This window comes from Streptomyces altiplanensis (assembly GCF_053591575.1).
In genome coordinates this window covers 1-26,637 of the sequence record NZ_JBSFUB010000066.1, presented here as the reverse complement: position 1 = coordinate 26,637, position 26,637 = coordinate 1, and the positions used below count along the sequence as shown (strand labels likewise).

24 protein-coding genes and 1 pseudogene are annotated in these 26,637 nt (G+C 72.9%); 11 read left to right on the top strand and 14 right to left on the bottom strand.

The features are described from left to right. Positions 1–135 precede the first annotated feature (135 nt). The 3 genes from ACWD0Y_RS25045 to ACWD0Y_RS25035 all read left to right on the top strand — a co-directional run bounded on the left by ACWD0Y_RS25045 (position 136) and on the right by ACWD0Y_RS25035 (position 2,464). Positions 136–1,095: a TIGR03557 family F420-dependent LLM class oxidoreductase gene (locus tag ACWD0Y_RS25045; RefSeq protein WP_450262563.1), complete on the top strand. Its 960-nt coding sequence runs from the start codon at positions 136–138 to the stop codon at positions 1,093–1,095. A 111-nt stretch (positions 1,096–1,206) separates the two neighbouring features. Beyond that, on the top strand, positions 1,207–2,016 hold the full coding sequence (locus ACWD0Y_RS25040; RefSeq protein WP_450262562.1) for a class I SAM-dependent methyltransferase: 810 nt from the start codon (positions 1,207–1,209) through the stop codon (positions 2,014–2,016). 94 nt (positions 2,017–2,110) lie between these two features. Beyond that, entirely contained in the window at positions 2,111–2,464 is a 354-nt protein-coding gene (locus tag ACWD0Y_RS25035; RefSeq protein WP_450262561.1) for a VOC family protein, read from the top strand. Between the two features lie 7 nt (positions 2,465–2,471). On the opposite strand, the gene ACWD0Y_RS25030 is transcribed toward ACWD0Y_RS25035, so the two are convergent. The 3 genes from ACWD0Y_RS25030 to ACWD0Y_RS25020 all read right to left on the bottom strand — a co-directional run bounded on the left by ACWD0Y_RS25030 (position 2,472) and on the right by ACWD0Y_RS25020 (position 6,995). Further along, complete coding sequence (locus tag ACWD0Y_RS25030; RefSeq protein WP_450262560.1) at positions 2,472–4,478, bottom strand: DUF5107 domain-containing protein; 2,007 nt, start codon at positions 4,476–4,478, stop codon at positions 2,472–2,474. 106 nt (positions 4,479–4,584) lie between these two features. Beyond that, on the bottom strand, positions 4,585–5,136 hold the full coding sequence (locus ACWD0Y_RS25025; RefSeq protein ID WP_450262559.1) for a GNAT family N-acetyltransferase: 552 nt from the start codon (positions 5,134–5,136) through the stop codon (positions 4,585–4,587). A 62-nt stretch (positions 5,137–5,198) separates the two neighbouring features. Further along, positions 5,199–6,995 (bottom strand): alpha/beta fold hydrolase, encoded by a 1,797-nt coding sequence (locus ACWD0Y_RS25020; protein ID WP_450262558.1) that lies wholly within the window; start codon positions 6,993–6,995, stop codon positions 5,199–5,201. Between the two features lie 189 nt (positions 6,996–7,184). Between ACWD0Y_RS25020 and ACWD0Y_RS25015 the strand changes: the two genes are divergently transcribed. After that, on the top strand, positions 7,185–7,676 hold the full coding sequence (locus tag ACWD0Y_RS25015) for a DinB family protein (RefSeq protein ID WP_450262557.1): 492 nt from the start codon (positions 7,185–7,187) through the stop codon (positions 7,674–7,676). Between the two features lie 12 nt (positions 7,677–7,688). Here ACWD0Y_RS25015 and ACWD0Y_RS25010 read toward each other — a convergent pair whose 3' ends face one another. From ACWD0Y_RS25010 to rhaI, 10 genes are all read right to left on the bottom strand, one after another. Next, a complete protein-coding gene (locus ACWD0Y_RS25010; RefSeq protein ID WP_450262556.1) occupies positions 7,689–8,624 on the bottom strand; it encodes a S66 peptidase family protein in 936 nt (311 codons plus the stop codon). Between the two features lie 32 nt (positions 8,625–8,656). Further along, the gene (locus ACWD0Y_RS25005; protein WP_450262555.1) at positions 8,657–10,651 is read right to left on the bottom strand and encodes a prolyl oligopeptidase family serine peptidase; all 1,995 of its coding nucleotides are present in this window, start codon (positions 10,649–10,651) and stop codon (positions 8,657–8,659) included. Between the two features lie 54 nt (positions 10,652–10,705). Further along, positions 10,706–12,055: a M20/M25/M40 family metallo-hydrolase gene (locus ACWD0Y_RS25000; RefSeq protein WP_450262554.1), complete on the bottom strand. Its 1,350-nt coding sequence runs from the start codon at positions 12,053–12,055 to the stop codon at positions 10,706–10,708. After that, positions 12,048–12,881, bottom strand: a complete 834-nt coding sequence (locus ACWD0Y_RS24995) for a M55 family metallopeptidase (protein ID WP_093798186.1) — start codon at positions 12,879–12,881, stop codon at positions 12,048–12,050. Before ACWD0Y_RS24995 ends, ACWD0Y_RS25000 begins: the two co-directional genes overlap by 8 nt. 142 nt (positions 12,882–13,023) lie before the next feature. Further along, positions 13,024–13,707, bottom strand: a complete 684-nt coding sequence (locus ACWD0Y_RS24990; RefSeq protein ID WP_450262553.1) for a LutC/YkgG family protein — start codon at positions 13,705–13,707, stop codon at positions 13,024–13,026. Continuing rightward, complete coding sequence (locus tag ACWD0Y_RS24985) at positions 13,704–15,197, bottom strand: lactate utilization protein B (protein WP_450262552.1); 1,494 nt, start codon at positions 15,195–15,197, stop codon at positions 13,704–13,706. The genes ACWD0Y_RS24990 and ACWD0Y_RS24985 overlap by 4 nt, the downstream gene beginning before the upstream one ends. Continuing rightward, positions 15,194–15,949 (bottom strand): (Fe-S)-binding protein, encoded by a 756-nt coding sequence (locus ACWD0Y_RS24980; RefSeq protein WP_450262551.1) that lies wholly within the window; start codon positions 15,947–15,949, stop codon positions 15,194–15,196. Before ACWD0Y_RS24980 ends, ACWD0Y_RS24985 begins: the two co-directional genes overlap by 4 nt. 1 nt (position 15,950) lies before the next feature. Next, positions 15,951–17,456 carry a rhamnulokinase gene (locus ACWD0Y_RS24975; protein WP_450262550.1) on the bottom strand — a complete coding sequence of 502 codons (1,506 nt, stop codon included), beginning with the start codon at positions 17,454–17,456 and terminating at the stop codon, positions 15,951–15,953. 74 nt (positions 17,457–17,530) lie between these two features. Beyond that, positions 17,531–19,573, bottom strand: coding sequence for a bifunctional aldolase/short-chain dehydrogenase (locus ACWD0Y_RS24970; protein ID WP_450262549.1), 2,043 nt, complete (start codon positions 19,571–19,573; stop codon positions 17,531–17,533). A gap of 5 nt (positions 19,574–19,578) precedes the next feature. Beyond that, positions 19,579–20,757, bottom strand: coding sequence for an L-rhamnose isomerase (rhaI, locus tag ACWD0Y_RS24965; RefSeq protein WP_450262548.1), 1,179 nt, complete (start codon positions 20,755–20,757; stop codon positions 19,579–19,581). Between the two features lie 247 nt (positions 20,758–21,004). On the opposite strand from rhaI, the pseudogene ACWD0Y_RS24960 reads away from it, so the two are divergent. The 7 genes and pseudogenes from ACWD0Y_RS24960 to ACWD0Y_RS24930 all read left to right on the top strand — a co-directional run. Next, a pseudogene (locus ACWD0Y_RS24960) lies at positions 21,005–21,154 on the top strand (ATP-binding cassette domain-containing protein); the annotation flags it as partial. Positions 21,155–21,235: 81 nt separating this feature from the next. Further along, positions 21,236–21,583 (top strand): L-rhamnose mutarotase, encoded by a 348-nt coding sequence (locus ACWD0Y_RS24955; RefSeq protein ID WP_450262547.1) that lies wholly within the window; start codon positions 21,236–21,238, stop codon positions 21,581–21,583. A gap of 31 nt (positions 21,584–21,614) precedes the next feature. Then, positions 21,615–21,911 carry a hypothetical protein gene (locus ACWD0Y_RS24950; RefSeq protein ID WP_450262546.1) on the top strand — a complete coding sequence of 99 codons (297 nt, stop codon included), beginning with the start codon at positions 21,615–21,617 and terminating at the stop codon, positions 21,909–21,911. Then, positions 21,911–22,930, top strand: a complete 1,020-nt coding sequence (locus ACWD0Y_RS24945; RefSeq protein ID WP_450262545.1) for a LacI family DNA-binding transcriptional regulator — start codon at positions 21,911–21,913, stop codon at positions 22,928–22,930. Before ACWD0Y_RS24950 ends, ACWD0Y_RS24945 begins: the two co-directional genes overlap by 1 nt. Before the next feature lie 96 nt (positions 22,931–23,026). After that, a complete protein-coding gene (locus tag ACWD0Y_RS24940) occupies positions 23,027–24,763 on the top strand; it encodes a RecQ family ATP-dependent DNA helicase (protein ID WP_450262544.1) in 1,737 nt (578 codons plus the stop codon). An 89-nt stretch (positions 24,764–24,852) separates the two neighbouring features. Next, positions 24,853–25,419, top strand: coding sequence for a DUF6328 family protein (locus tag ACWD0Y_RS24935; protein WP_450262543.1), 567 nt, complete (start codon positions 24,853–24,855; stop codon positions 25,417–25,419). A gap of 136 nt (positions 25,420–25,555) precedes the next feature. Continuing rightward, positions 25,556–26,044, top strand: a complete 489-nt coding sequence (locus ACWD0Y_RS24930) for a hypothetical protein (RefSeq protein WP_450262542.1) — start codon at positions 25,556–25,558, stop codon at positions 26,042–26,044. Between the two features lie 17 nt (positions 26,045–26,061). Here ACWD0Y_RS24930 and ACWD0Y_RS24925 read toward each other — a convergent pair. Continuing rightward, a partial coding sequence (locus ACWD0Y_RS24925; protein WP_450262541.1) for a class I SAM-dependent methyltransferase occupies positions 26,062–26,637 on the bottom strand: 576 nt, incomplete at its 5' end.

The window sequence follows — 26,637 nt, the reverse complement described above, 5'->3', positions numbered from 1 at the left end:
CTCGTACACGGGGCGGTGGCGATGGACCTTCCCGGTGCCCCCGAGCCCGGGGGCCAAACACCGGGCGGCGCGGGTTTCCCCGGGCGCGCGCCGGTTACCCGCCCGCGGAAACCGTTCACGCTGGAGGCACTTCCCATGACCGAGTTCGGATATTTCCTGTCGAGCGAGGAGTTCGGCCCCAAGGATCTCGTCGAGCAGGCGCGGATGGCCGAGCAGGCCGGCTTCCAGGCCCTGTGGATCTCCGACCACTACCATCCGTGGAACGAGGAACAGGGGCAGAGCCCCTTCGTCTGGTCGGTGATCGGCGCCCTGTCCGAGGCGGTCTCCCTGCCGGTGCAGACCGCCGTCACCTGTCCGACCGTGCGGATGCACCCGGCCGTGGTCGCCCAGGCCGCGGCCACGGCGGCCGTCCAGCTCGGCGAGGGCCGGTTCCGGCTCGGTGTGGGCAGCGGCGAGGCGCTCAACGAGCACATCCTGGGCGGCGCCTGGCCCAGCACCCGGGTACGGCTGGAGATGCTGGAGGAGGCCGTGCAGCTGATCCGCAGCCTCTTCGACGGCAACGAGGTCAGCCACGAGGGCAAGCACTACACGGTGGAGAACGCCCGGCTCTACACCGTGCCCGACGAGCACGTCCCGATCGACATCTCCGCCTTCGGTCCCAAGGCCATGGCGCTGGCCTCGCGCATCGGCGACGGGCTGATCACCATGGCCCCCGACGAGGATGCGGTGACCCGCTTCCGGAGCGGCGGCGGCACCAAGCCGGTCAGCGGCGGCACCAAGGTCTGTTACGGGCCCGACCGTGACGCGGCGGTGCGCACGGTCCACCGGCTGTGGCCGAACGACCAGCTGCCCGGCGAACTGGGCCAGATCCTGCCCACACCACGCCACTTCGAGCAGGCGTCGACCCTCGTCACCGAGGACATGGTCGCCTCGAACGTGGTGTGCGGCGACGACGCCGACGCGCACGCGCGTGAGCTGCTGGCCTACGCCGACGCGGGTTTCGACCGGGTGTACGTGAACCAGATCGGCCCCGACCAGCGCGGCTTCTTCGACTTCTACCGCACGAAGGTGCTGCCGCAGGTACGGGGCACATGAGACCGACGGAGCACCACGTCTCACATCTCAAGATACGCGTCTCACATTCCGGCGTGGCGGCGTAGCGTACGGCGTACCGCTTCCGCGAGAAGCCGAGAGAAGGAGTACGCCATGCCGGAGGAGACCGCGGTCTACACCCATGGGCACCACGAGTCGGTGCTGCGCTCGCACAGCTGGCGGACCGCCGCCAACTCGGCGGCGTACCTCCTGGACGAACTGCGGCCGGGGCTGGACGTGCTGGACGTGGGCTGCGGTCCCGGCACCATCACGGCCGACCTGGCCGCGCTCGTCGCCCCCGGCCGGGTGACGGCGGTCGACGCGGCCGGGGACGTGCTCGGGCGGGCGCGCGAGGCGGCGGCGGAACGCGGCCTGGAGAACGTGGAGTTCGCGGTGGCCGATGTCCACGCGCTCGACTTCCCCGACGAGTCCTTCGACGTCGTCCACGCCCACCAGGTGCTCCAGCACGTCGGCGACCCGGTGCGGGCCCTGCGGGAGATGCGCCGCGTGTGCCGCCCCGGCGGCGTCGTCGCGGCGCGCGACAGCGACTACGCCGCGATGACGTGGTTCCCCCAGGTGCCGCTCATGGACGAGTGGCAGCAGCTGTACGGCCGGGTCGCCCGCGCGAACGGCGGCGAACCGGACGCGGGCCGCAGGCTCCTGTCCTGGGCGCGGCGCGCCGGCTTCACCGACGTACGGGCCTCGGCGGCGGCCTGGTGCTTCGCCGCGCCGGACGAGCGCGCCTGGTGGAGCGGGCTGTGGGCGGACCGTACGACGGCATCCGTGTACGCCGAACTGGCGGTGGACGGCGGCCACGCGACCGCGGACGAACTGGCGGCGATCGCGGGGGCGTGGCACGAGTGGGGCGGCCGGGACGACGCGTGGTTCATGGTGCCGCACGGGGAGGTGCTCTGCCGCGCGTGACGTACCGGAGTGCGGGCCGGCGGCCCTGCGGGGCCGGTCCGCACCAAGGGCGTACACCCGTCGGACGGCCGGGCCACCAACTACCCTGGCCCCCATGGAGATCCTCGGAACCACGCTGCGCATCTGCGTCGACGACCTGGAGGCCACGGTGGCCTTCTACGAACGCCTCACCCAAAGCCGCGCCCTGCGCTTCGAGCGCGGCGGGGTCTCCGTCGCCGCGGTCGGCTGCTTCCTCCTGATGAGCGGCCCCGAGTCCGAACTCGAAGTGCTGCGCAAGGTGTCGGCCACCATCGCCGTCAAGGACGTCGACGAGGCGGGCGCGGCCCTGGCCGGGGCCGGCGCCCGCATCATCGCGGGCCCCGTCCCGACCCCGGTGGGCCGCAACCTGATCGCCGCGCACCCCGACGGCTCGGTCTTCGAGTACGTCGACCGGCGCGCGGCGGTCTGACCGCCGGCTACTCCGCCGCCGGCCGCATCCGGTAGTCGTACGCCTCGGGCAGCGGCTCGTCGCCGGCCACCGCCGCCCACACCTCGCCCAGCACCTCCGCGCCCTCGCGCAGGTCGGGCACCTCGAAGCCGGCGTCGAAGAGCGCGCGGGCACCCTCCCTGTCCCCCTCGGCGACGAGGAGTTGCGCCTCGACGAGCCGGAAGCGGCCGCTCTCGCGTACGGCGGGGTGCAGCCCCTCCCAGACGGCGCGGGCCGCCTCCGGACGCTGTGCCCCGAGAAGCGCGGCGATCGCCTCGCGGCCGAGTGCGGCCGTCGCCGCGGTCCACGCCTCGCCGTCGGCCCGCTCCTGGCCCTCGCCGTCGCCCCGCTCCTGGCGGAGGAGGTCGTCGAACGCCTCGGCGTAATGGTCGGCGGCGCGCCCGGAGTTGCCCGCCTCCCGGTCGGCGACGGCGAGGCAGCGCAGCAACGGCCAGCGCGCGGAGGCCAGTTTGAGCCCCCGCTCCCAGCTGCGCACGGCCTGGGCCTCATCGCCCGCGTGCCACTGGGCGACCCCCAGGTGGTATTCGGTGAGGGGCTCCGCCGGCGCCGTCTCCAGCATGTCCCGCCAGTGCGGCGCGACCAGCGACGGGCCCGGCAGGGCCGCCTCGTGCGACGCCGGGAAGGTGCCGCTGCGCTCCAGCTCCAGCCACGGCAGCTGCTGTTCGCCGAGCGTCGCCTCGTCGAAGGGCGTGCCGGGGAGCACCAGTGCGGCGCGCACGACTTCGAGCGCGCCCCACCCGGAGCCGGTGGCGAGCGACTCGCCGGGCTCGTGGTCGGCGTACGGCCGCCACGCCTCGTAGGCCGCCTCCACCCGCGCGCGCGGCAGCGCGTCCTCCAGCCGGGCCCCGGCCTCCGCGCGGGCCGCCGCCCAGTCCTCGCCGTGCACCGCCCCCGGGTCGGCGGCCAGCGGACCGTACGCCTCCAGCCAGCTGAACTCGGCGCCGGCCTCCAGCGGTACGTGCTCCAGCTGGGTGCGGGCGAGGCCGGCCTGGATCTCGGCGTACCCCGGGGTCCCCGGTTCGGTCAGCCACTGCTGCCAGCGCCGTCCGCCGCGGCCCGCGCCCCACAGGAACAGTTTGCGGCCGCGCAGCAGGTCGGTGGAGGTCTGGACGAGCCCCCGCCCGTCGGCGTCGAGCGAGGCGATCCACTTGCGGGCCCCTTCGGGCACCTCGTAGAAGTAGTCGGCCGGGAACTCGCCGCGCAGCGGGTACGTGCGGTCGGTGCCGTCGCCGTGGGACTCCGGCACCGGCACGCGCCGCAGGCGGCGTTCGTACCCGAAGTGCCAGGCTTCGTCCGCCGGGGCGAGCACCCGGCTCCCCTCGTCCTCCGGGACGGCGATGTTGGACCACCAGTAGGTGGGTACGGTCCGCTCGTGCGGGTTGCGTATCCGTACGCCGACGTACAGGAAGTCGGAGTCGGCCGGCAGCCACAGGTCCATCTGGAAGGGCAGGTCGCGCAGCCGTTCCCACTCCCAGAGCCTGACCATGTCGCCGCCGTCGGGGGCGGGGACGACCGCGGCGTGCAGCGGGGCGCAGGACAGCGCCGTGTGCCCGGTGGCGCCGATGTTCCACTCCAGTCCGCCGGAGAACCAGGCGCCGTTGAGCGCGAAGTCGGCGGGCTGGAAGACCGGGTTGCGGTAGAGCAGTTCGCGTCCCGACGGCTTGTGGAACAGCGAGTGCACGCGCCCGCCGAGCCCCGGCAGCACGGTCGCGCGCAGCCGGTCGTTCTCGATGACGATCGTGTCGAGGTCCGTCTGCGCGCGCTCGCGTCCGTATCCGTCCAGGACGCGTACGGGCAGGAGGGTGCGCAGCGGTTCGTAACCTACCTGGCGGGCCATGTCGCGCGGCAGCAGCGCGCGCGAACGCTCGTCGATGACGTGGGTCTCGTCGAGGGGGCGGAGCACCGGCAGCGGGTTCTCCGGCCCCAGAGGGGCGGCGGGCAGGGTCAGTACGGCACGTCGCACGGTCGTGGCCAAGGCAGTCTCACTCCCTCACACGGGCCGCCGCCCACCGGCGCCCGACGCCCATCCGAACACGGCGGACGCCTCTGTGACCAGGGGTCCTGAGGAGGACCGCCGAGGGTCAGCGGCGCATCTGCGAGGTGATCGCCCACCGTTCGTGGTCGCGCCAGGCGCCGTCGATGTGGATGAAGTCCGGCGAGAAGCCCTCCAGCCGGAACCCGGCCCTGCGGACGAGCGCGATGGACGCCTTGTTCGCGGGCTGGATGTTGGCCTCCAGCCGGTGCAGGCCCATGGGGCCGAAGGCCTGGTCCATGACCAGGCCGAGGCCCTCGCTCATCAGGCCGCGGCCCGCCGCGTGCGCGAACGCGCCGTAGCCCAGCGCGCCGCACAGGAAGTTGCCCCCGACGATGTTGTTGATGTTGATGAAACCCGCGATGCGGCCGTCCGGGCGCTCGTACACCAGGAAGCCGGCCCGCGCCGGGTTGTCGATGAGCAGGCTCGCGTAGGCGGTGTACGCCGCGGGCCGCTCCGGCGGGAAGAGCCACGGGTGGTGCAGGCTCCTGCTCTCGCGCGCCAGCGCGGTGAACTCGTCGGCGTCGGCGTGGCTGAAGTGCCGCAGGCCCACGCGCGGGCCCTCGGCGAGGCAGGGGGCGCGCTCGGGGCTCTCGGACATTCCTCCAGGCTACTTCCGTCCTCCCCCGGCGCGCGCGACCGGGTGTGCGGCGGGGAGCGCCGTCAGCCGAGCGAGCCCCTGGTCACCGGAAGCTCCAGGACACCGGTGTCCTCGGGGGCGCTGGTGACCGTCACCGGCTTGACGCCCCGGTTGCCGTAGTACGCGTCGTCGCTGGCCGCGACGACGAACTCCAGCCGGTGTCCGGTCTCGTAGCGGTGCACGATGCCGGGGAGCGAGACGGTGAAGCGGCGGGTCACGTCCGGCACGCGGACCGGTGCGACGAGGCGCTGGACGAGCGTCTTCGTGCCGTCGGGGGCGACGTCGTACAGCTTGGCGAAGAGGACGAGCTTGTCGGCGGCGTCACCCGAGTGCTGTACGCGCTCGGTCTTCGGGGAGACGACCTGGAGGGTCGCTCTCGGCGCGCCGACCACGTCCACGGGGGCCTTGAGCGGCTCGGTGGACCAGCCGAGGTAGGTGCCCGGGGCGTCGCCGGGCCCGCGGTCGGGCAGACCGGCCAGACCGGCCAGGGAGTTCTCGGAGTGGCTGGTGGGGAAGAGGCGGTTGCGGTACTCGCGGGCGCCGCGCACGACCTTGGAGCGGTTGTCGACGAGCTTGCCGTCGCCGGAGAGGTACACCTTCCGCGACAGGGCGGGCGGCGCGGCGGCCGTGCCGTAGCCGCTCTGCCAGTCGCGGTAGTACGCGAAGGCGGGGCCGGTGCCGGTGCCCTTCCTGCCGTGCAGGTAGCGGTCGAACCAGGCGAGGATGCGCCGGCCGACGTAACTGGCCTCCAGATCGCCCCGGGCCAGGTCGAGTTCACCGGCTGCGGGGTCGGTGAGGCCGCCGCTGTGGCCCCAGGACTGCCAGATCATGCGGGTCTCGGTGCCCTGGGCCTTGAGGGCCTTGTACGTCGCCTCCGCCTCGTTGAGGTTGAAGAGGGTGTCGGCCTGGCCCTGGACGATCAGTGTCGGCGCCTTGACCTTGTGGAGGTACGAGACCGGGGAGACGCTGCGCGCGTAGGCGAGCATCTCGGCGGTGCGGCCTGCGGGGTAGCGGCCCGAGGCCAGCAGGCGGGTGGTCCCGCAGGCCTCGGAGACGAAGTGCAGGCAGCCCCCGCCACCGGCCCGGGACAGGTCGAGGCCCGGGTTGAGCAGGCCCTGCGCCTCGCCCATGAGGAAGAAGCCGGACGTCCACTGGTACTTGTACGCGCCGGGGACGGCCCGGTCGTCCGTGGCGTTGTTGGGGTCGAGGGAGTAGGCGAGGTCGTTCCAGGTGATCAGGGGCACGAGGGCGTCCAGGCGGCGGTCGTTCGCGGCCGTGGCCAGCTGGACGGTGCCGCCGTACGAGCCGCCGATCATCCCGACGCGCGGGTCGCCCGCGCCGTCCCTGAGGACGTAGTCGGCGCGGGTGCCGTCGTCGGCCGCGCGGGTGCCGCCCAGGAAGTCGATCAGGCCCGACGCGGCCCTGCCGTCGATGTCCGGGTCGTTGAGCGAGACGGGGCAGCCGGACTTGCCGAAGCCGAGGCCGGAGTAGGCGAGGGCGACGTAGCCGCGGGTGGCGAAGGCCTTGGCGGTGGCGTCGGTGGAGCCGTCGGCCTTGCTGCCGCCGAAGCCGTTGGTGGTGAGGACGGCGGGCGCGGGGCGGGCCCTGTCCGCTCCGGCGGGGCGGTAGAGGTCGGCGTCGACGGTGCACTTCCTGCCGCCCGCCTGCACCGTGAACTTCAGGGGGGTGACGGTGAACCCGGCCGTCGCGCCGGCCTGCCCGGGGGCGGCCAGGGCGAGGGGCGCGGCGAGCGCCGCGCCGACGGCGAGGACGATCGGTCTGCGGGACGCGGGAACGGGCCGGCGAGGGCGACGGGGCATGCGGACCTCCACGCTGAGGGCACCTTACCGACCGGTCAGTATCGGCGCCCGTCATGCTGGGACACGCGTCGTACGGCTGTCAACGGTCGCGGCCGGGGCGGATGCCGGAGAATCTGTGAAGAACGGCCGGCCGGGCCTGGCCACGGCTTCGGGAAGAGCGTTGTCGGACCCGGCTGTTACGTTCTGGGAATGACGAAACGTGTTCCCTTCACCGGTGGCGAGAAGGAAAGCCTCCAGGCCGCCCTGGACCGGCACCGCGATGCCGTGCTGTGGAAGCTCGACGGCCTCGACGACGAGCAGCTGCGCCGGCCCATGACCCCGTCCGGGACCAGTCTGCTGGGCCTGGTGAAGCACCTGGCGAGCGTCGAGTACGGGTGGTTCTGCACCACGTTCGGGCGCGAGAGCGAGCCGATGTGGTTCGAGCCGCAGGACGACATGACGGTGACGGACGACGAGTCCACCGCGGACATCGTGGAGTTCTACGGCCGCGCACGGGCCGCCGCCGACCGGGCGACAGCCGAGCTCGGCCTGGACACGCGGGGCACGTCGTGGTCGGGCAGCACCGTGTCGATGCGCTGGGTGCTCATCCACATGCTGGAGGACACCGCGCGGCACGCGGGCCACATGGACATCATGCGTGAGCTCATCGACGGGGCGACGGGCGACCACCCGGGGACCTGAGCGCCTGCCGCCTCACCGCAGCGCGGGCACGTCGAGGGTGAGGGTGCGGGTGTCCGTGTCGAGTACGGCGGGCACGCCGAGCGGCATGGTCAGAGCGGTCGCGCAGTGCCCGAAGCCCAGCTCCTCGACGACCGGCACCCCCAGGGAGCCCAGCCGGTCGTGCAGCAGCGCCCGCACCTCCTCCTCGTACGGGCCGCACCCCTCCCACGAGCCGAGGGCGATGCCCGCCACGCCGTCCAGCCAGCCGGAGCGCAGCAGCTGGGTGAGGATCCGGTCGAGGCGGTACGCCTCCTCGCCGATGTCCTCGACGAGCAGCAGGCCGCCGCGGGCGCCGGGTCTGGCGTACGGAGTGCCCAGGTCGGCGGCGAGCAGGCTGACGCAGCCGCCGAGCGTGACGCCGCGCGCCCGGCCGGGGACCAGGACGCCCGCCGCCTCCAGGCCGAGCGTCATGACCGACTCGGGCTCGAAGAGCGTGGCCCGCAGCGAATCCCGCGTCGGGCCGTCCTTGAGGAAGGGAACGCTCGCGGTCATCGGCCCGTGCAGCGTGGCCAGGCCCAGCCGTACGGCGAAGGCCTCGTGGAGGGCGGTGATGTCGCTGTAGCCGACGAAGACCTTGGGTCCGGCCGCGCGCATCGCCGCCCAGTCGACCAGGTCCACCATGCGCTGGGACCCGTAGCCGCCCCGCGCACAGATCACCGCGTCCACCGACGGGTCGCACCAGGCCTCCTCCAGGTCCCGGGCCCGCGCCTCGTCCGTTCCCGCCAGGTATCCGAACCGCCGGTGCACGTCCAGCACATGGGGGCCTGTCACCGGTTCGAGGTCCCAGCTCCGCAGGATGTCGAGGCCCTCTTCGAGCCGCTCCCCGGGAACGGGCCCGCCGGGGGCCACGACGGCGACCCGCGCCCCCGCCCTCAGCCGCGGGGGCCTGGTCAGAGGCGTCAGAGGCATCGGGGACAGCGGAGGCATCGAAGGAACAGGGGTCATGGGGTGAGCTCCAGAGGGGGTACGTCGTCGCGGTCGATGCCGAAGGTCCGGACGTAGAGGGAGAGTTCGGCCTCCAGTGCGCGGGTCATGGTCTCGGCCCTGCGGAAACCGTGCCCCTCCCCCTCGAAGGCGAGATACGCGTGCGGGATGCCGCGTCCCGCCATGCGCTCCAGGAACCTCTCGCACTGCGCGGGCGGGCAGATCACGTCGTCGAGCCCCTGGAGCAGCAGGAACGGTGCGGTGATCCGGTCCGCCCGGTGCACGGGCGAACGGTCGCGGTAGCGGTCGGGGCAGGCGGCGAGCGGTCCGACGAGGCTCTCCATGTACCGCGACTCGAAGTCGTGGGTCTCGCCCGTCGCCCAGCCCTCCAGGTCGAGGATCGGGTAGATCACGGTGCCGCAGGCATAGACGTCGGTGCCGGCCAGCGAGGCCGCCGCCGTCCAGCCGCCCGCGCTGCCGCCGCGGATCGCGAGCCTGCGCGGATCGGCCGTGCCCTCTTCGGCCAGGGCGACGGCGACGGCGGCGCAGTCCTCGACGTCCACGACGCCCCACTGTTCGCGCAGCCGGTCACGGTACTCGCGTCCGTACCCGGCGGAGCCGCCGTAGTCGACCTCGGCGACGCCGATGCCGCGCGAGGTGAAGTAGGCGATCTCCAGGTCGAGTACGAGCGGGGCGCGCCCGGTCGGCCCGCCGTGCGCCCACACCACGTACGGCGGCAGCTCGTCGCCGGGGGCGACGCGGCCGGGGTTGTGCGGCGGGTAGATGTGGGCGTGGATCTCGTGGCCGTCGGGTCCGGTGAAGACGCGGATCTGCGGCTCGGGATAGAAGGCGGGGTCCACCGGGTCGTCGTGCGCGGAGCCGATGACCCGGGTGTGCCCGGTGAAGGTGTCGAGCTCCATGACCTCGTACGCGCTGCGCGGGCTGGCGGCGACGCCGACGACCCGGCTCCCGTGCACGGCGAGCGTGGGGGCCCACTCGGTCCAGGGGCCCGCCGAGTCGACGACTTCGCAGCTCTCCGGGTCGAGAATGCCCAGCGCTGTGGTGCCGCTGCCGTGGATGACGGCGATCAGGCCGTTGTCCAGCGGGTGGAACCAGCGCAGGCCGATCTTCCAGAGCGGCCCGGCGAACTCCTCGGCGCGGGCGCAGAGCGGGACCGCCGCCGCCCCGTGCGGGTCCGCGCGGTACAGGTTCCACCACCCGCCGGCGTCACTGGCGTAGAGCAGTTGTCCGTCGGCGGTCCAGTCGACCTGGGCGACCGACTCCTCGGGTCCGCCGAGGAAGCTCCGCGGGTCGCGGAAGGTGCCGTCCTCGGCGACGTCCGCGAGGATCACTTCCGTGCCGTCCCAGGGCATCCGGGGGTGGTCCCAGGCGATCCAGGCCGCCCGCAGTCCGTCCGGGCAGAGGCGGGGACCGGTGACGAAGCGGTGCGCGCCGTCGGAGAGTTCCCGTACGGCGGCGCGGTCCTCGGCGGCGGAGCCGTCGAGCGGTACGGCGACGATGACGCGCCGTACGTCGGTGGGGGCCTCGCCCGTGAACTCCTCCATCACGCACCACACCTCGCCCGCCGCGCCCCGGTCCGTACGCAGCTGCGGGTCGACCCAGCGCAGCCCGCCGCCGACGGCCGAGACGGGGGTGAGGGGCCGGGGCCCGGCGCCGGGCACGTCGGGTTCGTACGCGTAGAGCCGCTGGTCGGGGAAGTGGACGAAGACGACGAGCGGGCCGCCCGCCGCGCGCTGGGCGCCGGCCCAGGGCAGGCCGCCGTACTCGACGACTCTGCTGCGTACGTTCCAGGGGGCCGGCAGAACCGATTCCTCGGCGCCGTCCGCCCGCCGGCGCACCAGCGCGCGCCGTCCGCCCTCGGTGGGGCGCGGCACGGTCCACCACACCTCGTCGCCGATCATCCCGACGTACTCCGGGTGCCCGCCGTGCGAGGCGGCGAGCCCGGCGCCGATCGGCGACGGCCAGCTTCCGTACGGCCCTGTGGGCACCATGCCTTTCAACTCCCCGAGCTGTGGGATCTGCTGTGCGGTCTGCTGTGCGGTCTGTTACGCGGTCTTCAGATAATGGTCGAGCACCCGCACGCCGAAGTGGAGGGCCTCGACCGGAACCCGTTCGTCCACGCCGTGGAAGAGCGCCCCGTAGTCGAAGTCGGCGGGCAGTTTCAGCGGCGAGAAGCCGTACCCCGTGATGCCGAGCCGGGAGAACTGCTTGGCGTCCGTGCCGCCCGACATGCAGTACGGCACGACGTGCGCGCCGGGGGCGAAGTGCTCCACCGCGGCGCGCAGTTTCGCGTACGTCGGGGAGTCGGTGGGCGCCTGGAGGGCGGTCTCCCGGTGGTGGAACTCCCAGTCCACCAGGTCTCCCGTGAGCAGGTCCATGGTCCGGCGGAACTCCTCCTCGCCGCCGGGCAGGAACCGCCCGTCGACGTAGGCGGTCGCCCGTCCCGGGATGACGTTGACCTTGTAACCGGCGTCCAGCATGGTCGGGTTGGCGCTGCCCCGTACCGTCGCCTCGACCAGCTCGGCGGCCGGGCCCAGCTTGTTGAGCAGCGCGTCCACATCGAAGCCGGGCGCGTCGAAGTCCGGTGCGTCGAGGTGGTGCAGGGCGGCGAGCTCGGTGAGGGCGGCCCGGACGGTCGGGGTGAGCCGCACCGGCCACTCGTACGCGCCGATCCGGGCGACGGCGGCCGCCAGCCTGCTCACGGCGTTGTCCCGGTTGACCTTGGAGCCGTGGCCCGCCGTGCCGACGCCGGTGAGCTTGAGCCAGCCGGTGCCCCGCTCCCCCGTCGCGATCGGGTAGATCTCCATGCCGGGGCCCGCGTGGAAGGTGTAGGCGCCGGATTCGCTGATGCCTTCCGTACAGCCCTCGAAGAGCTCGGGGTGCTCGTCGGCGAGGAAACCGGAGCCGTCGGCCGCGCTGGCCTCCTCGTCGGCGGTGAAGGCGAGCACGATGTCGCGGCGGGGCCGGGTGCCGGAGCGCGCCCAGCCCCGTACGACGGCGAGGACCATCGCGTCCATGTTCTTCATGTCGATGGCGCCACGGCCCCAGACCACGCCGTCGCGGACCTCCCCGGAGAAGGGGTGCACGCTCCAGTCGGCGGGCTCGGCGGGTACGACGTCGAGGTGACCGTGGACGAGGAGGGCGTCGGCGGACGGGTCCGTGCCGGCGATCCTGGCCACGACGTTGGTCCGTCCGGGGGTCCGTTCGAGCAGGAGGGGGGCGAGCCCGGCGCCGGCCAGCCGCTCGGCGACGTACTCGGCGGCCGGGCGCTCGCGACAGTCGCCGCCGCCGCGGTTGGTGGTGTCGATCCGGATGAGGTCGGACGTGAAGGTCACGACCTCGTCGAGCGCGAGCCCGTCGGCCGTTCCCCCGTCGGCCGGCTGGTGGTCAGCCATACTGCTCCTCCACTGCGGCCGAGACGATCGTCGTCACGGCCTTGAACGTACGAATGCCCTCATACATCGTCCCGCTGGTGTACGCGACACGCCGTTCTCCGGTCGCCTCCACCCCCGGTACCACGGTCGCGACGCCTGAAAGGTGCTCCGCGTCGAATTCCAGCTCCACGGTGAACGGGCCGCCGCGCACCGGTTCGTGGCGTACGGCGAGAGCCGTCGCCTCCTTCGCGGCGGCCCTGATGTCGGCGGCGGTGCGGGCCGGGGTGCGGCACACCGCGGCGTACCGCGAGACGTGGTCCTTGACCGCGACCTTGCGGGCCCGGGGCGCGTAGCCCTCGGCGTCCTCGCAGGTCAGGTCGTCGCCTGTGACGAGGACCACCGGTACGCCGTACTCCGCGACGACGTGGGAGTTGAGCAGGCCCTCACTGGCCCGCTCGCCGTTGACCCACACGCCCGTGATGGAGTTGGCGAGGTAGGTGTGCGCGAGGACGCCCTCGGTGCCGGCGCCGGTGTGGTAGCCGACGAAGGCGATGCCGTCCACGTCCCCGTGCTGCACGCCCTCGACCATGCTGAGCGACTTGTGCCGGCCCGTGAGCATCTCGACGCGCTCGTCGAGGTGCTCCAGGAAGAGGTTGCGCATGGTCCAGTGCGCCTCGTTGACGAGCACCTGGTCGGCGCCCCCGTCGAAGAAGCCGAGAACGGCCGCGTTGACGTCGGACGTGAACAGGGAGCGGCAGCGCTCCCACTGCGGTGTGCCCGGCAGCACGTCGGCGGGCCAGGTGACACCGGTGGCGCCCTCCATGTCGGCGCTGATGAGGATCTTCATGAATCAGCCGTCCCCTCGCAGGTCATGCCGCGTCACGTTACGCGCCGGGCCACCACCGGGCCAGAGCCACATGCGGGTTCAGTGGTCCAGTCCTCTGCAAGGAGAGGGCGCGGGGAGGGCGAGGGGAGAGCCAGGGGTCCGGTCAGTCGTCCGGTCCCTCGACCAGAACCACCTCCAGGGTGCGCGGGCCGTGCACGCCCTCGACCCGGTCCAGCTCGATGTCGCTGGTCGCCGAGGGGCCCGAGATCCAGGTCAGCGGCCGCCGGGGATCCAGCCGCTCCAGGGCCTGGGGCACCGAGCCGACCACCTGGTCCGGGACCCGTACGACACAGATGTGGTGATCGGGCACCAGGGTGATCCGGCGCCTGCCCTGGTCGGGGCCGCCGTCCAGAACGATCGTGCCGGTCTCGGCGATCGCGACCGCGCAGCCCGTGACCACGCTGTCCACGGCGTCGAGCTGACGCGTGGTGCTCGCCTCCCGGTCGTGCACCCGGACCGGGCCCGCGGAGGCCAGCCAGTGCGGCGGGAGCCCCGGCGGTACGAGCACCGACCGCGCACCGCGCTCGGCCAGGAGCCGCATCAGCAGGCCCTCCAGCCCGGCCGGGTCCGTCCGGTGCACGACCGCCCGGTAGTCCGCCAGGTTCTCCGCGAGCAGTTCGACCGTCTCCTCGGTACTCCGGTCGCCGTGCACCCGCAGGTAGCCGCGCTCCACCCGTACGTCCTGCGGCCGCTCGCCGGCCGGTACGTCCGCCAGGGCCCGGCGCACCCGCGCCAGCACCCGCTCCCTGCTGCCACTGCCACTGCCACTGCCACTGCCACTGTTCATCGGGCTCCTCCGCGGGTGCGCTGCCACCAGTCCCTGAACGGTTCCGCGGGCAGCTCGGGCAGTGCCCGCGTGTCGCTCCACGCGCGCCCCGGCCCCGGCAGCCGCTTCGGATGGATGCGGCGGGTACGGGACGCCAGCCGCTGTCCGGCCCGCAGCGCGCCCGGGTGGTCCAGCGCCCAGCGCGCCGCGCGCATCGCCGCGCGCTCCGCCACGTGCCCCTTCGCGGGCCTGATCGTGACCCGCGCCCCGTTCCTGGTCACCGTCCCGCCCTCCACCACCCGCTCCCGCAGGTGCACCAGCACCTCCGGGATGTCGATGGCGACGGGGCACACCTCGTAACAGGCCCCGCACAGCGACGACGCGTACGGCAGTGAGGCGTCGACCTCGCTCCCCGTACCGCGCAGCTGCGGGCTGAGGATCGCGCCGATCGGCCCCGGGTAGACCGAGCCGTACGCGTGCCCGCCGGCCCGCTCGTAGACCGGGCACACGTTCAGGCACGCCGAGCAGCGGATGCAGCGCAGCGCCTGGCGCCCCACCTCGTCGGCCAGCGTGTCGGTGCGGCCGTTGTCCAGGAGCACCAGGTGGAAGTCGCGCGGCCCGTCGCCGTCCGTCGTACCGGTCCACATGGTCGTGTACGGGTTCATCCGCTCCGCCGTCGAGGAGCGGGGCAGGAGCTGCAGGTACACCTCCAGGTCCCGCCAGGCCGGGACGGTCTTCTCGATGCCGACGACGGAGATCAGTGTCTCGGGGAGGGTCAGGCACATCCGCCCGTTGCCCTCGGACTCGACCACGACGAGGGTGCCGGTCTCCGCCACCATGAAGTTGGCGCCCGAGATGCCGACCTTGGCGCGCAGGAACTTCTCCCGCAGGTGCAGCCGGGCCGCCTCGGCCAGTTCGGCCGGGGTGTCGGTCAGCCCCTCGGGGGCGGCCCGTCCCCAACTCCCCATCTCACGCGCGAAGATGTCACGGATCTCGCCCCGGTTGCGGTGGATGGCGGGCACCAGGATGTGCGACGGCCGGTCGTCGCCGAGCTGCACGATCAGCTCCGCGAGGTCGGTCTCGTAGGCACGGATGCCCTCGGCCTCCAGCGCCTCGTTGAGCCCGATCTCCTGTGTGGCCATCGACTTGACCTTGACGACCTCGGGCTCCTGCGTGTCGTCGCCGACGGCCGCCTTCACCAGCCCGGTCACGATCCGGTTGGCCTCCTCGGCGTCCGCGGCCCAGTGCACGGTGCCGCCGGCCGCCGTGACCGACTCCTCCAGCTGGACGAGGTAGTGGTCGAGATGGCGCAGCGTCCGGTCCTTCACGTCCTTGCCTGCGGCGCGCAGCTGCTCCCAGTCGTCCAGCTCGGCGACGGCCCTGGCGCGCTTGTCGCGGATGGTGTGCGTGGCGTGCCGGAGGTTCCTGCGCAGCGTCTCGTTGCCCACGGCCTCCCGCGCGGCGGCCGGGAACGCCGGCATCCCCAGGTACGTACCGCTCGTACCGCTCATGTGTACGGCTCCTCCTCGGTCGCGGCGAGGATCTCCGCGATGTGCACGGGCCGCACCGCGGACCCCTGCCTGGTGAGCGTCCCGCCGATGTGCATCAGGCAGGAGTTGTCGACGGTGCACACCGCCCCGGCGCCCGTGGACTCGATGTTGCGCACCTTGTCCGCGCCCATCGCCGCCGACACGGCGGCGTTCTTCACGGCGAACGTGCCGCCGAAACCGCAGCACTCCTCCGCACCCGGCAGTTCGCGCAGCTCCAGCCCCCCGACCCGCTCCAGCAGCCTGCGCGGCCGGTCGCGCAGGCCCAGCACGCGCAGCCCGTGACAGGTCGGGTGGTAGGTGACGGGGTGCGGGAACCAGGCACCGACGTCGGTCACGCCGAGGACGTCGACCAGGAACTCCGTCAGTTCGTACGTCTTCGGCACGGCCCGCGCCGCGGCGTCCGCCAGCGCCCGGCCGCGCCCTTCGGCGGCCGCCCTGGCGCCGATCCGCGGGTAGTTGTCGCGGACCATCGCGGCGCAGGAACCGGAGGGCGTGACGACGTACTCGTAGTCGGCGAAGGCCGCGTCGTACCGCCGTACCAGCGGCTCGGTCTCGTGGCGGTAGCCGGTGTTGAACTGCGGCTGCCCGCAGCAGGTCTGGGCCTGCGGGAAGTCCACCTCCACCCCCAGCCGCTCCAGCAGCCGCACGACGGCCTGCCCGGTGCGCGGATAGAGCGTGTCGTTCACGCAGGTGACGAAGAGAGCTACGCGCACGTCACATCCTCCTCCCCCGGCAGCCTGTGCCGATCCGGTCCGCGGCCTCGTCCCATGCGGAACGGTCACCCGCCGGACGGTAGTACCGCAAGGGCTGGGTGGCGCGCAGCAGGGCCCGCAGCCCGGCGAGTCCGCCGCCGACCGCCCCGGCCGCGCGCGCCTGGACCAGTACGTTGCCGAACGCCGCCGCCTCGGCGGGGCCCGCGACGACCGGCAGGCCGGTCGCGTCCGCCGTCAGCCGGCACAGCAGTGTGTTGTGCGCGCCGCCGCCGACGACGTGCACCGTGCCCGCCGTCCGGCCGGACAGCGCCTGGGCCTCCTCGACGGCCGCGCGGTGGGCCAGGGCGAGCGAGTCGAGCACGCAGCGGGTGGTCTCGACGGGTGTACGGGGCTCCGGCTGCCCGGTGCGGGCGCAGGCCCGTGCGATACGGCGGGGCATGTCGTCCGGCGCGAGGAAAACGGGGTCGCCCGCGTCCACGACCGAGCGCAGCGGGGCCGCCCGCGCCGCCCCGTCGAGGAGGGCGGCGAGGTCCTGCGGATCCCCCTGCGCCTCCCAGGTGCGCAGGCACTCCTGCAACAGCCACAGCCCCATGATGTTGCGGAGGTAGCGGACGGTGCCGTCCACCCCCAGCTCGTTGGTGAAGTTCGCGGCCCGGGACGCCTCGGTGAGCACCGGCCGGTCGAGTTCGAGCCCGGCGAGGGACCAGGTCCCGGTGGCGATGTACGCGAAGCCGCCCCCGTCCGCTCCCTCGTCCGCGGGGACGCCCACCACCGCCGACGCCGTGTCGTGCGAGCCCACGGCGGTCACCGGGACGGGGCCGGTCAGTCCCGTCTCGGCCAGCACCTCGGGCCGCAGCAGTCCGGCCGGGTCGCCGGGGCTGCGCAACGGCGGGAACAGCCCGAGGTCGATGCCCAGGCGCGCGGCGACGACGGGCGACCAGGTGCGGGTGCGCGGGTCGACGAGCTGGGTGGTGGAGGCGTTGGTGATCTCGGTGCCCGCCTCGCCCGTCAGCCAGTACGAGATCAGGTCGGGGATCAGCAACAGCTGCTTCGCGGCGGCGAGTTGTGGCGTTCCCTGGGCCGCGACGAGCTGGAAGACGGTGTTGAACGGCAGGTGCTGGAGCCCCGTGGCGGCGTACAGCTCCTCGGGCGGCAGTGCGGCGGCGACCTTCTCCGGGGCGCCGTCGGTCCGGGTGTCCCGGTAGTGCACGGGGTTGCCGAGCAGGGCGCCGCCGGCGTCGAGCAGCCCGTAGTCCACCGCCCAGCTGTCGATCCCGACCCCCGCCAGCCGCCCGCCGGCCGCCGCTCCGGCCGCCCGCAGGCCGTCGAGCACGCCCCGGTAGAGGGCGAGGACGTCCCAGTGCAGCGTCCCGCCGGTCCTCACGGGCCGGTTCGCGAAGCGGTGCACCTCCTGGAGGTCCAGGGTCCCGGGCCCGACCCGGGCGACCATGACGCGTCCGCTGGAGGCGCCCAGGTCTACGGCGGCGAAGGTGTGGGTGGGTGGCATCAGTTCCTCGTGGAGTGCGGTGGGGTGGGGGCGGGGCGGGGCCGGGTGGAGCAGGGCGGGAAACAGCGGGAGCGTTACCGCAGGAACGCCGCCGCGACCCCCGCGTCCACCGGGATGTGCAGCCCCGTCGTGTGCGTGAGCTCACCGCCCGTCAGCGCGAACACCGCGTTCGCGACGTGCTCGGGCAGCACCTCCCGCTTCAGCAGCGTCCGCTGGGCGTAGAACTCCCCCAGCTTCGCCTCCTCCACCCCGTAGACGGCGGCGCGCTGCGCGCCCCAGCCGCCCGCGAAGATGCCGGAGCCCCGCACCACCCCGTCCGGATTGACGCCGTTGACCCGGATCCCGTGCTCGCCGAGTTCCGCGGCCAGGAGCCGCACCTGGTGCGCCTGGTCGGCCTTGGTGGCCGAGTAGGCGATGTTGTTCGGTCCGGCGAAGACGGAGTTCTTGGAAGCGATGTAGACGATGTCACCGCCCACGCCCTGCGCGATCATGACCCGTGCGGCCTCCCGCGAGACCAGGAAGGAGCCGCGCGCCATGATGTCGTGCTGGAGGTCCCAGTCCTTCGCCGAGGTGTCCAGCAACGGCTTGGAGATGGAGATACCGGCGTTGTTGACCACCAGGTCGACCCCGCCGAACGCCAGCAGCGCCTCCCGGAAGGCCCCGGTGATCTGCTCCTCGCTCGTCACGTCGACCGTGACCGCGACCGCCCTGTCCGGTCCGCCCAGTTCCTCGGCGGTCTCCGCCGCCTTCCGTGCGTCGAGGTCGGCGACCACGACGCACGCGCCCGCCGCGACGAGCCGGTGCGCGATCGCCCGGCCGATGCCGGAGCCGGCGCCGGTGACCAGCGCGATCCGCGTCGCGAGGGGCTTGGGCTGCGGCATCCGCCGCAGCTTGGCCTCCTCCAGCTCCCAGTACTCGATGCGGAACTTCTCCCGCTCCTCGATCGGCGCGTACGAGGAGACCGCCTCCGCGCCCCGCATCACGTTGATCGCGTTGACGTAGAACTCGCCCGCGACCCGCGCGGTCTGCTTGTCCTTGCCGAAGGAGAACATCCCGACGCCGGGGACCAGCACGATCGCCGGGTCCGCGCCCCGCATCGCGGGCGAGGTGGGCTCCGCGTGCCGCTCGTAGTACGCGCGGTACTCCTCTCGGTACCCGGCGTGCAGTTCCTTCAGCCGGGCCACCGCCTCCTCCAGGGGCGCGGACGCCGGCAGGTCGAGCACCAGCGGCCTGACCTTCGTGCGCAGGAAGTGGTCCGGGCAGGAGGTGCCCAGCGCGGCCAGCCGCCCGTGTTCGGCGCGGGAGACGAAGTCCAGTACGACGTCGGAGTCGTCGAAGTGGCCGACCTGCGGCCGGTCGGCGCAGGCGAGGGCCCGTACGTACGGGGCGAGGGCGGCCGCCTTCTCCCGGCGTTCGGCCTCGCCCAGCGGCTCGTACCCCTCCAGCACCGGGCCGAAGGGCTCGGGGCGGCCCCGCTCGGCGAGGAAGGCCTCGGCGGTGCGGATGATGTGGAGCGAGTTGGCCTCGCACTCCTCGGACGTGTCGCCCCAGGCCGTGATGCCGTGCCCGCCCAGAACGCAGCCGACGGCCCCGGGGTTGGCCTCCTTGACCGCGGCGATGTCCAGGCCGAGCTGGAAACCGGGCCTCCGCCAGGGCACCCACACCACGCTGTCGCCGAAGCACTCGGCGGTCAGCTTCTCCCCGTCCGCCGCACAGGCCAGCGCGATCCCCGAGTCGGGGTGGAGGTGGTCCACGTGGGCGGCGTCGAGGAGTCCGTGCATGGCGGTGTCGATCGAGGGGGCCGCGCCGCCCTTGCCGTGCAGGCAGTAGTCGAAGGCGGCGACCATCTCGTCCTCGCGCTCGACGCCCGGGTACACCCCGGTCAGTGCGCGCAGCCGGTCCAGGCGCAGCGCGGCGAGCCCTTCCGCCTCGAGCGTGCCCAGGTCGCCGCCGGACCCCTTGACCCACATCAGCTCGACGTCGCCGCCGGTCACCGGGTCGACGGCGGTGCCCTTGGCCGACGTGTTGCCGCCGGCGTAGTTGGTGTTGCGCGGATCGGATCCCAGCCGGTGCGAGCGCTCCAGCAGTGCGTCCACCGCTTCATGCTGCCGTGTCATACGGATCACGCTCCCCATCCGGCCTGGGCCCCGCCCACGCGCTCGTCGACGATCTTCCGGGCCCAGCCCGAGCGGTGGTACGCCGCCATCGGGTCGGGGTCGATGCCCAGGTCCTCGCGCACCTCGGCGAGCAGCGGCCGGACATCGGTGTTGTACGCGTCCATGAGGACCGCGTTGGCGGCCAGGACGTCGCCCGACGCCTGGGCCTCGGCGAGCGCGCCGCCGTCCACCAGCAGCGCCTTGGCGGTGGCCTCCTGGACGTTCATCACGGAACGGATGACCGCCGGGATCTTCGCCTCGATGTTGTGGCACTGGTCGAGCATGAAGGCCACGTCGGAGGTGAGCCCGCCGCCCCGTACCACCTCGTACATGATCCGGAACAGCTGGAACGGGTCCGCCGCCCCGGCCATCAGGTCGTCGTCGGCGTAGAAGCGGGAGTTGAAGTCGAACCCGCCGAGCCGGCCCTCCCGCAGCAGCAGGGCGACGATGAACTCGATGTTGGTGCCGGGCGCGTGGTGTCCGGTGTCCACCACCACCTGCGCCTTCTCGCCGAGCTTGAGGCAGTGCGCGTACGCCGTGCCCCAGTCCGGCACGTCCATGGTGTAGAAGGCGGGCTCGAAGAGCTTGTACTCCAGCAGCACCCGCTGGTGGTCGCCGAGGCGCTCGTACACCGCGGAGAGGGCCTGCGCGAGCCGGTCCTGACGGGCCCGGATGTCGTCCTGGCCCGGGTAGTTGGTGCCGTCGGAGAACCACAGCTTCAGATCGCGGGAGCCGGTGGCGTCCATGATGTCGACGCACTCCAGCAGGTGGTCCAGGGCCTTGCGGCGCACGGCGGCGTCCGGATGGCAGACGCTGCCGAGCTTGTAGTCGTCGTCCTGGAAGACGTTGGAGTTGATCGCCCCGAGCCGCAGGCCGCGCTCCTCGGCGTACTTGGCGAGTTCCGCGTATCCGCCGGAGCCGTCGACCCTGTCCCAGGGAATGTGGAGAGCGACGGTCGGGGCCGCGCCGGTGTGTTCGTGGACGCGGGCGGCGTCGTCCAGTTTCTCCTGCGGGGTACGGGGGACCCCGCGCTGCGCGAACACCTTGAAGCGGGTGCCCGAATTCCCGTACGCCCATGACGGCGTCTCGATGGCCTGTGCTCTGAGGGCTGCCTTCACGGTGGAGACGTCGGCTCGGCTCGTCATCGTCAGCGCTCCTGTGTGCCACGCGAATGTGTGAATCGTTTCATCGCGGTGAAGCTATGGGTGCCCACAGCACCTGTCAAGAGCCCGAGGCCGGACGGCCGCCCACGCATCACAAATTGAAAGGCCCCGAAAGTTTCAAGGGCCGACCCATTGACGGGGTCTGCGCACCACGTCTAGCTTCCGGTGGACTTCGTTGAAACCTTTCACGGCGTGGGAGGCGGTAAGCGCCGTCCTTGAGGAGCTCCCCATGAACCAGCCCGGCACGGGCCCGGCCCCCGTCCTCGCCGGGGAGAACGGCGCGGGCAGGTCCACCCTCGTCAAAGCCCTTGCCGGAGTGCGCCGCCCGGACACCGGCCAGGTGCTCCCGGGCGGCGCCCCGGTGGACTTCCACGGCCCGCCGGCCGTCTTCGGCAGGAAGAACATCGACGAGTCCGACTTCTGATTCCGGCCCCCGGGACGAGAGAGGCACTACGAGGACATGCAACGCGTCTGCTTTCTGCTGAAGGTCCGCCAGGAACGCCTCGAGGAGTACCGCGAACGGCACGCGGCGGTCTGGCCCGACATGCTCGAAGCCCTCTCGGCCACCGGCTGGCACAACTACTCGCTCTTCCTGCGCGAGGACGGACTGCTCGTCGGCTACCTGGAGACGGAGGACTTCGCCGAGGCCCGGGCCGCCATGGCCGCCACGGACGTCAACGCCCGCTGGCAGGCCGAGATGGCCCCCTTCTTCGAGAACGAAGGGCCCCCCTTCACGGCGCGGACGCCCGGCGGTGACCGGCCCGACGAGGCGATGAAGCCGCTCACCGAAGTGTTCCACCTGCCTTAGCGGACCCCTCGGAGAAGACCGGAAGGACACCATGCCCCTCGCCCGCACACCCGCCGTCGTCCGCAGGCCCCGCATCGGGCCCGGCCGGAGCAGGGACGGAAAGCGCCGGCCCGTCGCCGCCGAAGGTAAGGTGGTCGGCGGCCCGCTGCTGGAGACCGGCGACACGACATCGCGTGTCGGCTCCGGCCGCGACTCCGGTGAGGGGACCGACGCGTGGAGCGCGAGCGGTGCCACCCACCACCGGGCGCTCGCCACGGGCAGTCTTCTGCCCGGTCTGCGGGCGCCGGCCGGTCTGAGTGCACTGGAGCGCGTGGAGGTCTCCGCCTGATGGCGCAGTCGGTGGGTATCAAGGACGTCGCCCGGGTCGCCGGGGTCTCCGTCGGCACGGTCTCGAACGTCATCAACCGCCCCGAGTCGGTGACGGAGGAGACGCGGGCGCGGGTCCTGTCCACCATCGACCGGCTCGGCTACGTACGCAGCGAGTCGGCCCGCCAGTTGCGGGCGGGCCACAGCCGGATCATCTCCCTGCTCGTGCTCGACATGGCCAACCCCTTCTTCGTGGACGTCGCCTCCGGCGCCGAGCGGGCCGCGCGGGAGGCCGGGCTCGGGGTGATGCTGTGCAACAGCGGCCAGAGCACCGACGAGGAGACGGAGTACCTCGGCCTCTTCAGCGAGCAGCGGGTGCGGGGCGTACTGATCACTCCGGTCGACCCCACCGGCGGCAACCTGCGCCACTTCCGGAGGCAGGGCATCCCCTACGTGCTCGTCGACCGGGTGGCCCCCAGCGCCGAGGGGTGCTCCGTCTCCGTCGACGACGTCCTGGGCGGAACGCTGGCCGTACGGCACCTCCTCGCCCAGGGCCACACCGAGATCGCGTACGTCAGCGGGCCCCTGCACCTCGCCCAGTGCCGGGACCGGCGGACGGGCGCCCTCCAGGCGCTGGCCGAGGCCGGGCTGCCGGCGGAGCGGCTGCGGCTGATCGAGGCCGAGCGGCTCGACGTGGCGGCGGGGCGCGACTCCGGTGCGCGGCTGCTGGGCATGTCCTCCCGCCCGACCGCGGTGTTCTGCGCCAACGACCTGCTGGCACTGGGGATGCTCCAGGCGCTCTACGGGGCCGGGGTGAGCGTTCCCGACGACGTGGCCCTGGTCGGCTACGACGACATCGAGTTCGCCTCGGCGGCCGCGGTGCCGCTGACCTCCGTACGCCAGCCGGCCTTCCGGATGGGGCGGATGGCCGCCGACCTGCTCATCGAGGAGACCGGCGACGGGGCGCAGAGTCACCAGCACCAGCGGATCGTGCTCCAGCCGGAACTGGTGGTGCGGGACTCGTCGCTCTCCCGCCGCTGACGCGCCCGCGCCGGACCGGCCGCACGCGTCGCGCCGTACGACGCGGGAGCCGCTCGCCGGGGAGGTGGGCGGGCGGATGCTGGGTAGTCGCAGGGCATGGACGACGAGGAGAGGCACGCCACACCGGGAAAGGGCGCCCGCACCACCGCCGCCCGGCTCGAACGGACGGCCGCCGAGGTGTTCGGCTGGCAGGAACTGAGGCCCGGACAGCTGAGGGCGATGGAAGCGGTCGCGGCCGGCCGCGACACCCTCGTGGTCATGCCGACCGGCGCCGGGAAGTCCGCCGTCTACCAGGTGGCCACGCTGTCCCTCCCCGGCCCGGCCGTGGTCGTCTCCCCGCTCATCGCCCTGCAACGGGACCAGATCGCCGGGCTGCTGCGGCACAGCGCCCCGGAGGCGGTCGCCGTCAACTCGGCCCAGGCGGCCGGGGAGACCACGGCGGCCTGGGAGGCGGTGCGCGGTGGTGACGCCGAGTACCTGTTCCTCTCCCCCGAGCAGCTCGCCAAGGACGACGTGGTCGAACGCCTGGCGCAGGCGGGGCCCGCGCTCTTCGTCGTCGACGAGGCGCAGTGCGTGTCCGCCTGGGGCCACGACTTCCGCCCCGACTACCTGCGCCTGGCCCAGGTGGTCCGGCGGGTGGGCCGGCCCACGGTCCTCGCGCTGACGGCCACGGCCGCGCCTCCGGTGCGCGAGGAGATCGTGGAGCGGCTGGGCATGGAGGATCCCGCGCTGGTCGTCGCCGGGTTCGACCGGCCGAACATCGCGCTGGAGGTCCGCCGCTTCCTGGACGACGAGGACAAGCGCCGGGCGGTGGTGGAGAGGGCGGCGGCGGAGGCCAAGCCCGGAATCGTGTACGCGGCCACCCGCAAGGACGCGGAGAGCTACGCGGCCGAACTGGCCGGGCTGGGGCTGACGGCCGCCGCCTACCATGCCGGCCTGCGCGGCGAGGAACGCTCGCGGGTGCACGACTCCTTCCTGGCCGGGGAGACGGACGTGGTCGCCGCGACCTCGGCCTTCGGCATGGGCATCGACAAGGAAGACGTGCGGTTCGTGCTGCACGCCTCCGTGCCCGGGTCCCTCGACGCGTACTACCAGGAGACCGGCCGGGCCGGGCGTGACGGCGCGCCCGCCGTCGCCGTACTCCACTACCGGCCGGAGGACACCGGCATGCAGAACTTCTTCGCCGCCCGCGCGCCCGGCAAGGACACGCTCACCGAGGTCACGGCCCGTCTGCACGAGCACGGCGGCCCCCTCGCGCTGAAGGAGCTCGGCGAGGAGACCGGCCTGTCGCGCAACCGCGTGACCGCGGCGGCCAACCTCCTGGAGCAGGTGGGGGCGGCGACCACGGACGAGGAGGGGGACGTGCGCGCCGTCCCGGACGTGACGGCGGACGACGCCGCCGAGCGGGCGGCACAGGCGGCGCAGGCGCGGCGGAAGCTGGAACGCTCACGGGTGGAGATGGTCCGGGCGTACGCCGAGACCACCGGCTGCCGCCGCCGCTTCCTCCTCGGTTACTTCGGCGAGTCCTACGAGGCCCCGTGCGGGAACTGTGACGTGTGCGCGGCGGACTCCGGCGACAGCGGGCCCGGGGCCGGGGAAGGGCTCGAAGAGAGGCTTTTCGAACGGGACAGCGGTACGCCCGGGCATCCGGCGGCCGCCGAGTTCCCCACGGGGACGCGGGTGCGGCACAGCGAATGGGGCGACGGCATGGTTCTCGGCGAGGAGGGCGACCGGATCACCGTCCTGTTCGATTCCGTGGGTTACCGCACCCTGTCACTGGCGGCGATCACCGGCCAGGACCTGCTCACCGTGGTCGTGAAGCCCGCCGGGTGAGTGACCGGTCACCCCTGGTGACAGGGTGATCAAGGGGCATGACGTCGCCGGAAGTGGGCATCAGGATTTCCTCGGATGCGGAGGATGCCATGACCATGACGGAGGAGCCGGCCGGCTCGAACACGGCGGTTCGCGAGTGTGCCTCTTGCCAGGCGGACACTCCTGGCACCGGACCCGCCCACGAACCGCCGGAGCCGGCGCGCGAGCGGGTCAACCGCCGGTGGAACGAGATCCTGCAGGAGACGAGGGTCGCGCAGACCGGCGTGCAGATCCTCTTCGGCTTCCTGCTCAGCGTGGCCTTCACCCCCCTCTTCCGGGAGCTGGCCACGATCGACCGCGCCATCTACGTGATCACCGTGGTGCTCGGCGCGTCGGCCACCGGATCGCTGATCGCGCCGGTGTCGCTCCACCGCTTCCTGTCCGGGCAGCGCATGAAGGACGAAGTCGTGGAGGCGGCGAGCCGGCTGATGATGTGCGGCATGGTGCTGCTCGCACTGACCATCGGCTGCACGCTCCTGCTGATACTCCGCGTGGTACTGCCGAGCGTCCTCGCCGAGGTCCTGGCCGGCGGCGTGATGCTGTGGTTCGCCCTCTGCTGGTACGCGCTCCCGCTGCGGCTCCGCCGTCGCTCCGCCGCCCAGCGCGGCGACACGTAGGCGCTGGTCCGGCGCGGCCGTCTCCCGTGATCACGTATGTGCATCGAATCGCGCCGCGCTCTGGCCCTGCCCCTCTCTCGTGGAGATCATTTTCACGGCTCCCCGTCCGTGGAGGCACTACGGGAACAGAGGGCTGATGCGCAAGCGTTTCACGCTGGTGGGTGCGGGCGCCCTGGGGGCGGCCGCCGTGGCGGTCGGCATCTGGCTGATCTGGTTCCGGCTGCCCTACGGCCCGGCCGACTCCCCGCCGGTCGACGTCACGGTGCGGGCGGAGAAGTCCGAGTACCAGGACGTCGCGGAGACCGCGGAGGACGTCGACACGCTCGTAAGGGTGTACGTACAGCGGCTGAAAGCCGAGGACGCCGAAGGGCTGGCACAGCTCGCGGGCCCGGACTACGACCGGCCCGGCCCCGAGGCGCGGGGGCTCGTCCGTGAGTACGGCGCGGGCGCGCGAGGCCATGTGGAAGCGACGGTGCTCGAGAGCGACGTGCCCTACTTCAACCAGGTGGAGCTGGTGTACCAGAAGACGGGAAAGCGGCAGAAGCTGCTCCTCGTCAGGGACGAGAGGAACTGGTGGATCGCCATCGGCGAGGGAGATCCGGCGGCGGGCCTCGAAGCCCGCTGAGGGGATCCCCGGCGCCGTCACTCTCCCCCGGCGGCCGGCAGCGTCTGCGTGATCCGCCACAGCCTGCGTGGCAGGTCGCCCTCCTCGAAGGCGTGGACCTCGCGGAGCTCCCACCCCTGGGCGAGGGCGTCGACCAGGTCGCGGTCGAAGAAGTGCACCGCGAACCCGCCGTGCTCGAAGACGCCGTCGCCGTGGACCGTGCCCGCCCCGTAGTGGGCGTCGCCGGTGTGCCGGACGGTGTAGACGAAGGTGCCGCCGGGCCTCAGCACCCGCCGGACCTCGCCCACCAGCGCGTGGATCTCCCCCGTCGTCAGCGCCATGCACAGCAGCATGTGTGCGAAGACGGCGTCCACCGATCCGTCCGGCAGCGGCAGCGGGCGCCGCACGTCGTGGACCATGGCGCTCACCGAAGGGCCGAGGCCCGACTCCGCCGCCCGCTCCTCCAGCTGGCCCAGCCCCGTGGCGCTGAAGTCCGCGGCCCGGACGGTGAACCCGCAGCCGGCGAAGTACAGGGCGTCGCGCCCGTGCCCCGCCCCCAGCTCCAGCACGTCCTGCGCGCCGGCCACACGGAACACCGCGGCGGCATGGACCGC

Excerpts from the sequence above, each read along its gene's own strand:
- ACWD0Y_RS25005 (WP_450262555.1), bottom strand. The coding sequence starts at position 10,651 with ATGGTGCCCACAGGGCCGTACGGAAGCTGGCCGTCGCCGATCGGCGCC.
- ACWD0Y_RS25045 (WP_450262563.1), top strand. The coding sequence starts at position 136 with ATGACCGAGTTCGGATATTTCCTGTCGAGCGAGGAGTTCGGCCCCAAG.
- ACWD0Y_RS25025 (WP_450262559.1), bottom strand. The coding sequence starts at position 5,136 with ATGTCCGAGAGCCCCGAGCGCGCCCCCTGCCTCGCCGAGGGCCCGCGC.
- ACWD0Y_RS25000 (WP_450262554.1), bottom strand. The coding sequence starts at position 12,055 with ATGGCTGACCACCAGCCGGCCGACGGGGGAACGGCCGACGGGCTCGCG.
- ACWD0Y_RS24955 (WP_450262547.1), top strand. The coding sequence starts at position 21,236 with ATGCAACGCGTCTGCTTTCTGCTGAAGGTCCGCCAGGAACGCCTCGAG.
- ACWD0Y_RS24930 (WP_450262542.1), top strand. The coding sequence starts at position 25,556 with ATGCGCAAGCGTTTCACGCTGGTGGGTGCGGGCGCCCTGGGGGCGGCC.
- ACWD0Y_RS25010 (WP_450262556.1), bottom strand. The coding sequence starts at position 8,624 with ATGCCTCTGACGCCTCTGACCAGGCCCCCGCGGCTGAGGGCGGGGGCG.
- rhaI (WP_450262548.1), bottom strand. The coding sequence starts at position 20,757 with ATGACGAGCCGAGCCGACGTCTCCACCGTGAAGGCAGCCCTCAGAGCA.
- ACWD0Y_RS25020 (WP_450262558.1), bottom strand. The coding sequence starts at position 6,995 with ATGCCCCGTCGCCCTCGCCGGCCCGTTCCCGCGTCCCGCAGACCGATC.
- ACWD0Y_RS24975 (WP_450262550.1), bottom strand. The coding sequence starts at position 17,456 with ATGCCACCCACCCACACCTTCGCCGCCGTAGACCTGGGCGCCTCCAGC.
- ACWD0Y_RS24950 (WP_450262546.1), top strand. The coding sequence starts at position 21,615 with ATGCCCCTCGCCCGCACACCCGCCGTCGTCCGCAGGCCCCGCATCGGG.
- ACWD0Y_RS24985 (WP_450262552.1), bottom strand. The coding sequence starts at position 15,197 with ATGAGCGGTACGAGCGGTACGTACCTGGGGATGCCGGCGTTCCCGGCC.
- ACWD0Y_RS24945 (WP_450262545.1), top strand. The coding sequence starts at position 21,911 with ATGGCGCAGTCGGTGGGTATCAAGGACGTCGCCCGGGTCGCCGGGGTC.
- ACWD0Y_RS24995 (WP_093798186.1), bottom strand. The coding sequence starts at position 12,881 with ATGAAGATCCTCATCAGCGCCGACATGGAGGGCGCCACCGGTGTCACC.
- ACWD0Y_RS24990 (WP_450262553.1), bottom strand. The coding sequence starts at position 13,707 with ATGAACAGTGGCAGTGGCAGTGGCAGTGGCAGTGGCAGCAGGGAGCGG.
- ACWD0Y_RS25035 (WP_450262561.1), top strand. The coding sequence starts at position 2,111 with ATGGAGATCCTCGGAACCACGCTGCGCATCTGCGTCGACGACCTGGAG.
- ACWD0Y_RS24970 (WP_450262549.1), bottom strand. The coding sequence starts at position 19,573 with ATGACACGGCAGCATGAAGCGGTGGACGCACTGCTGGAGCGCTCGCAC.
- ACWD0Y_RS25040 (WP_450262562.1), top strand. The coding sequence starts at position 1,207 with ATGCCGGAGGAGACCGCGGTCTACACCCATGGGCACCACGAGTCGGTG.
- ACWD0Y_RS25015 (WP_450262557.1), top strand. The coding sequence starts at position 7,185 with ATGACGAAACGTGTTCCCTTCACCGGTGGCGAGAAGGAAAGCCTCCAG.
- ACWD0Y_RS24935 (WP_450262543.1), top strand. The coding sequence starts at position 24,853 with ATGACCATGACGGAGGAGCCGGCCGGCTCGAACACGGCGGTTCGCGAG.
- ACWD0Y_RS24940 (WP_450262544.1), top strand. The coding sequence starts at position 23,027 with ATGGACGACGAGGAGAGGCACGCCACACCGGGAAAGGGCGCCCGCACC.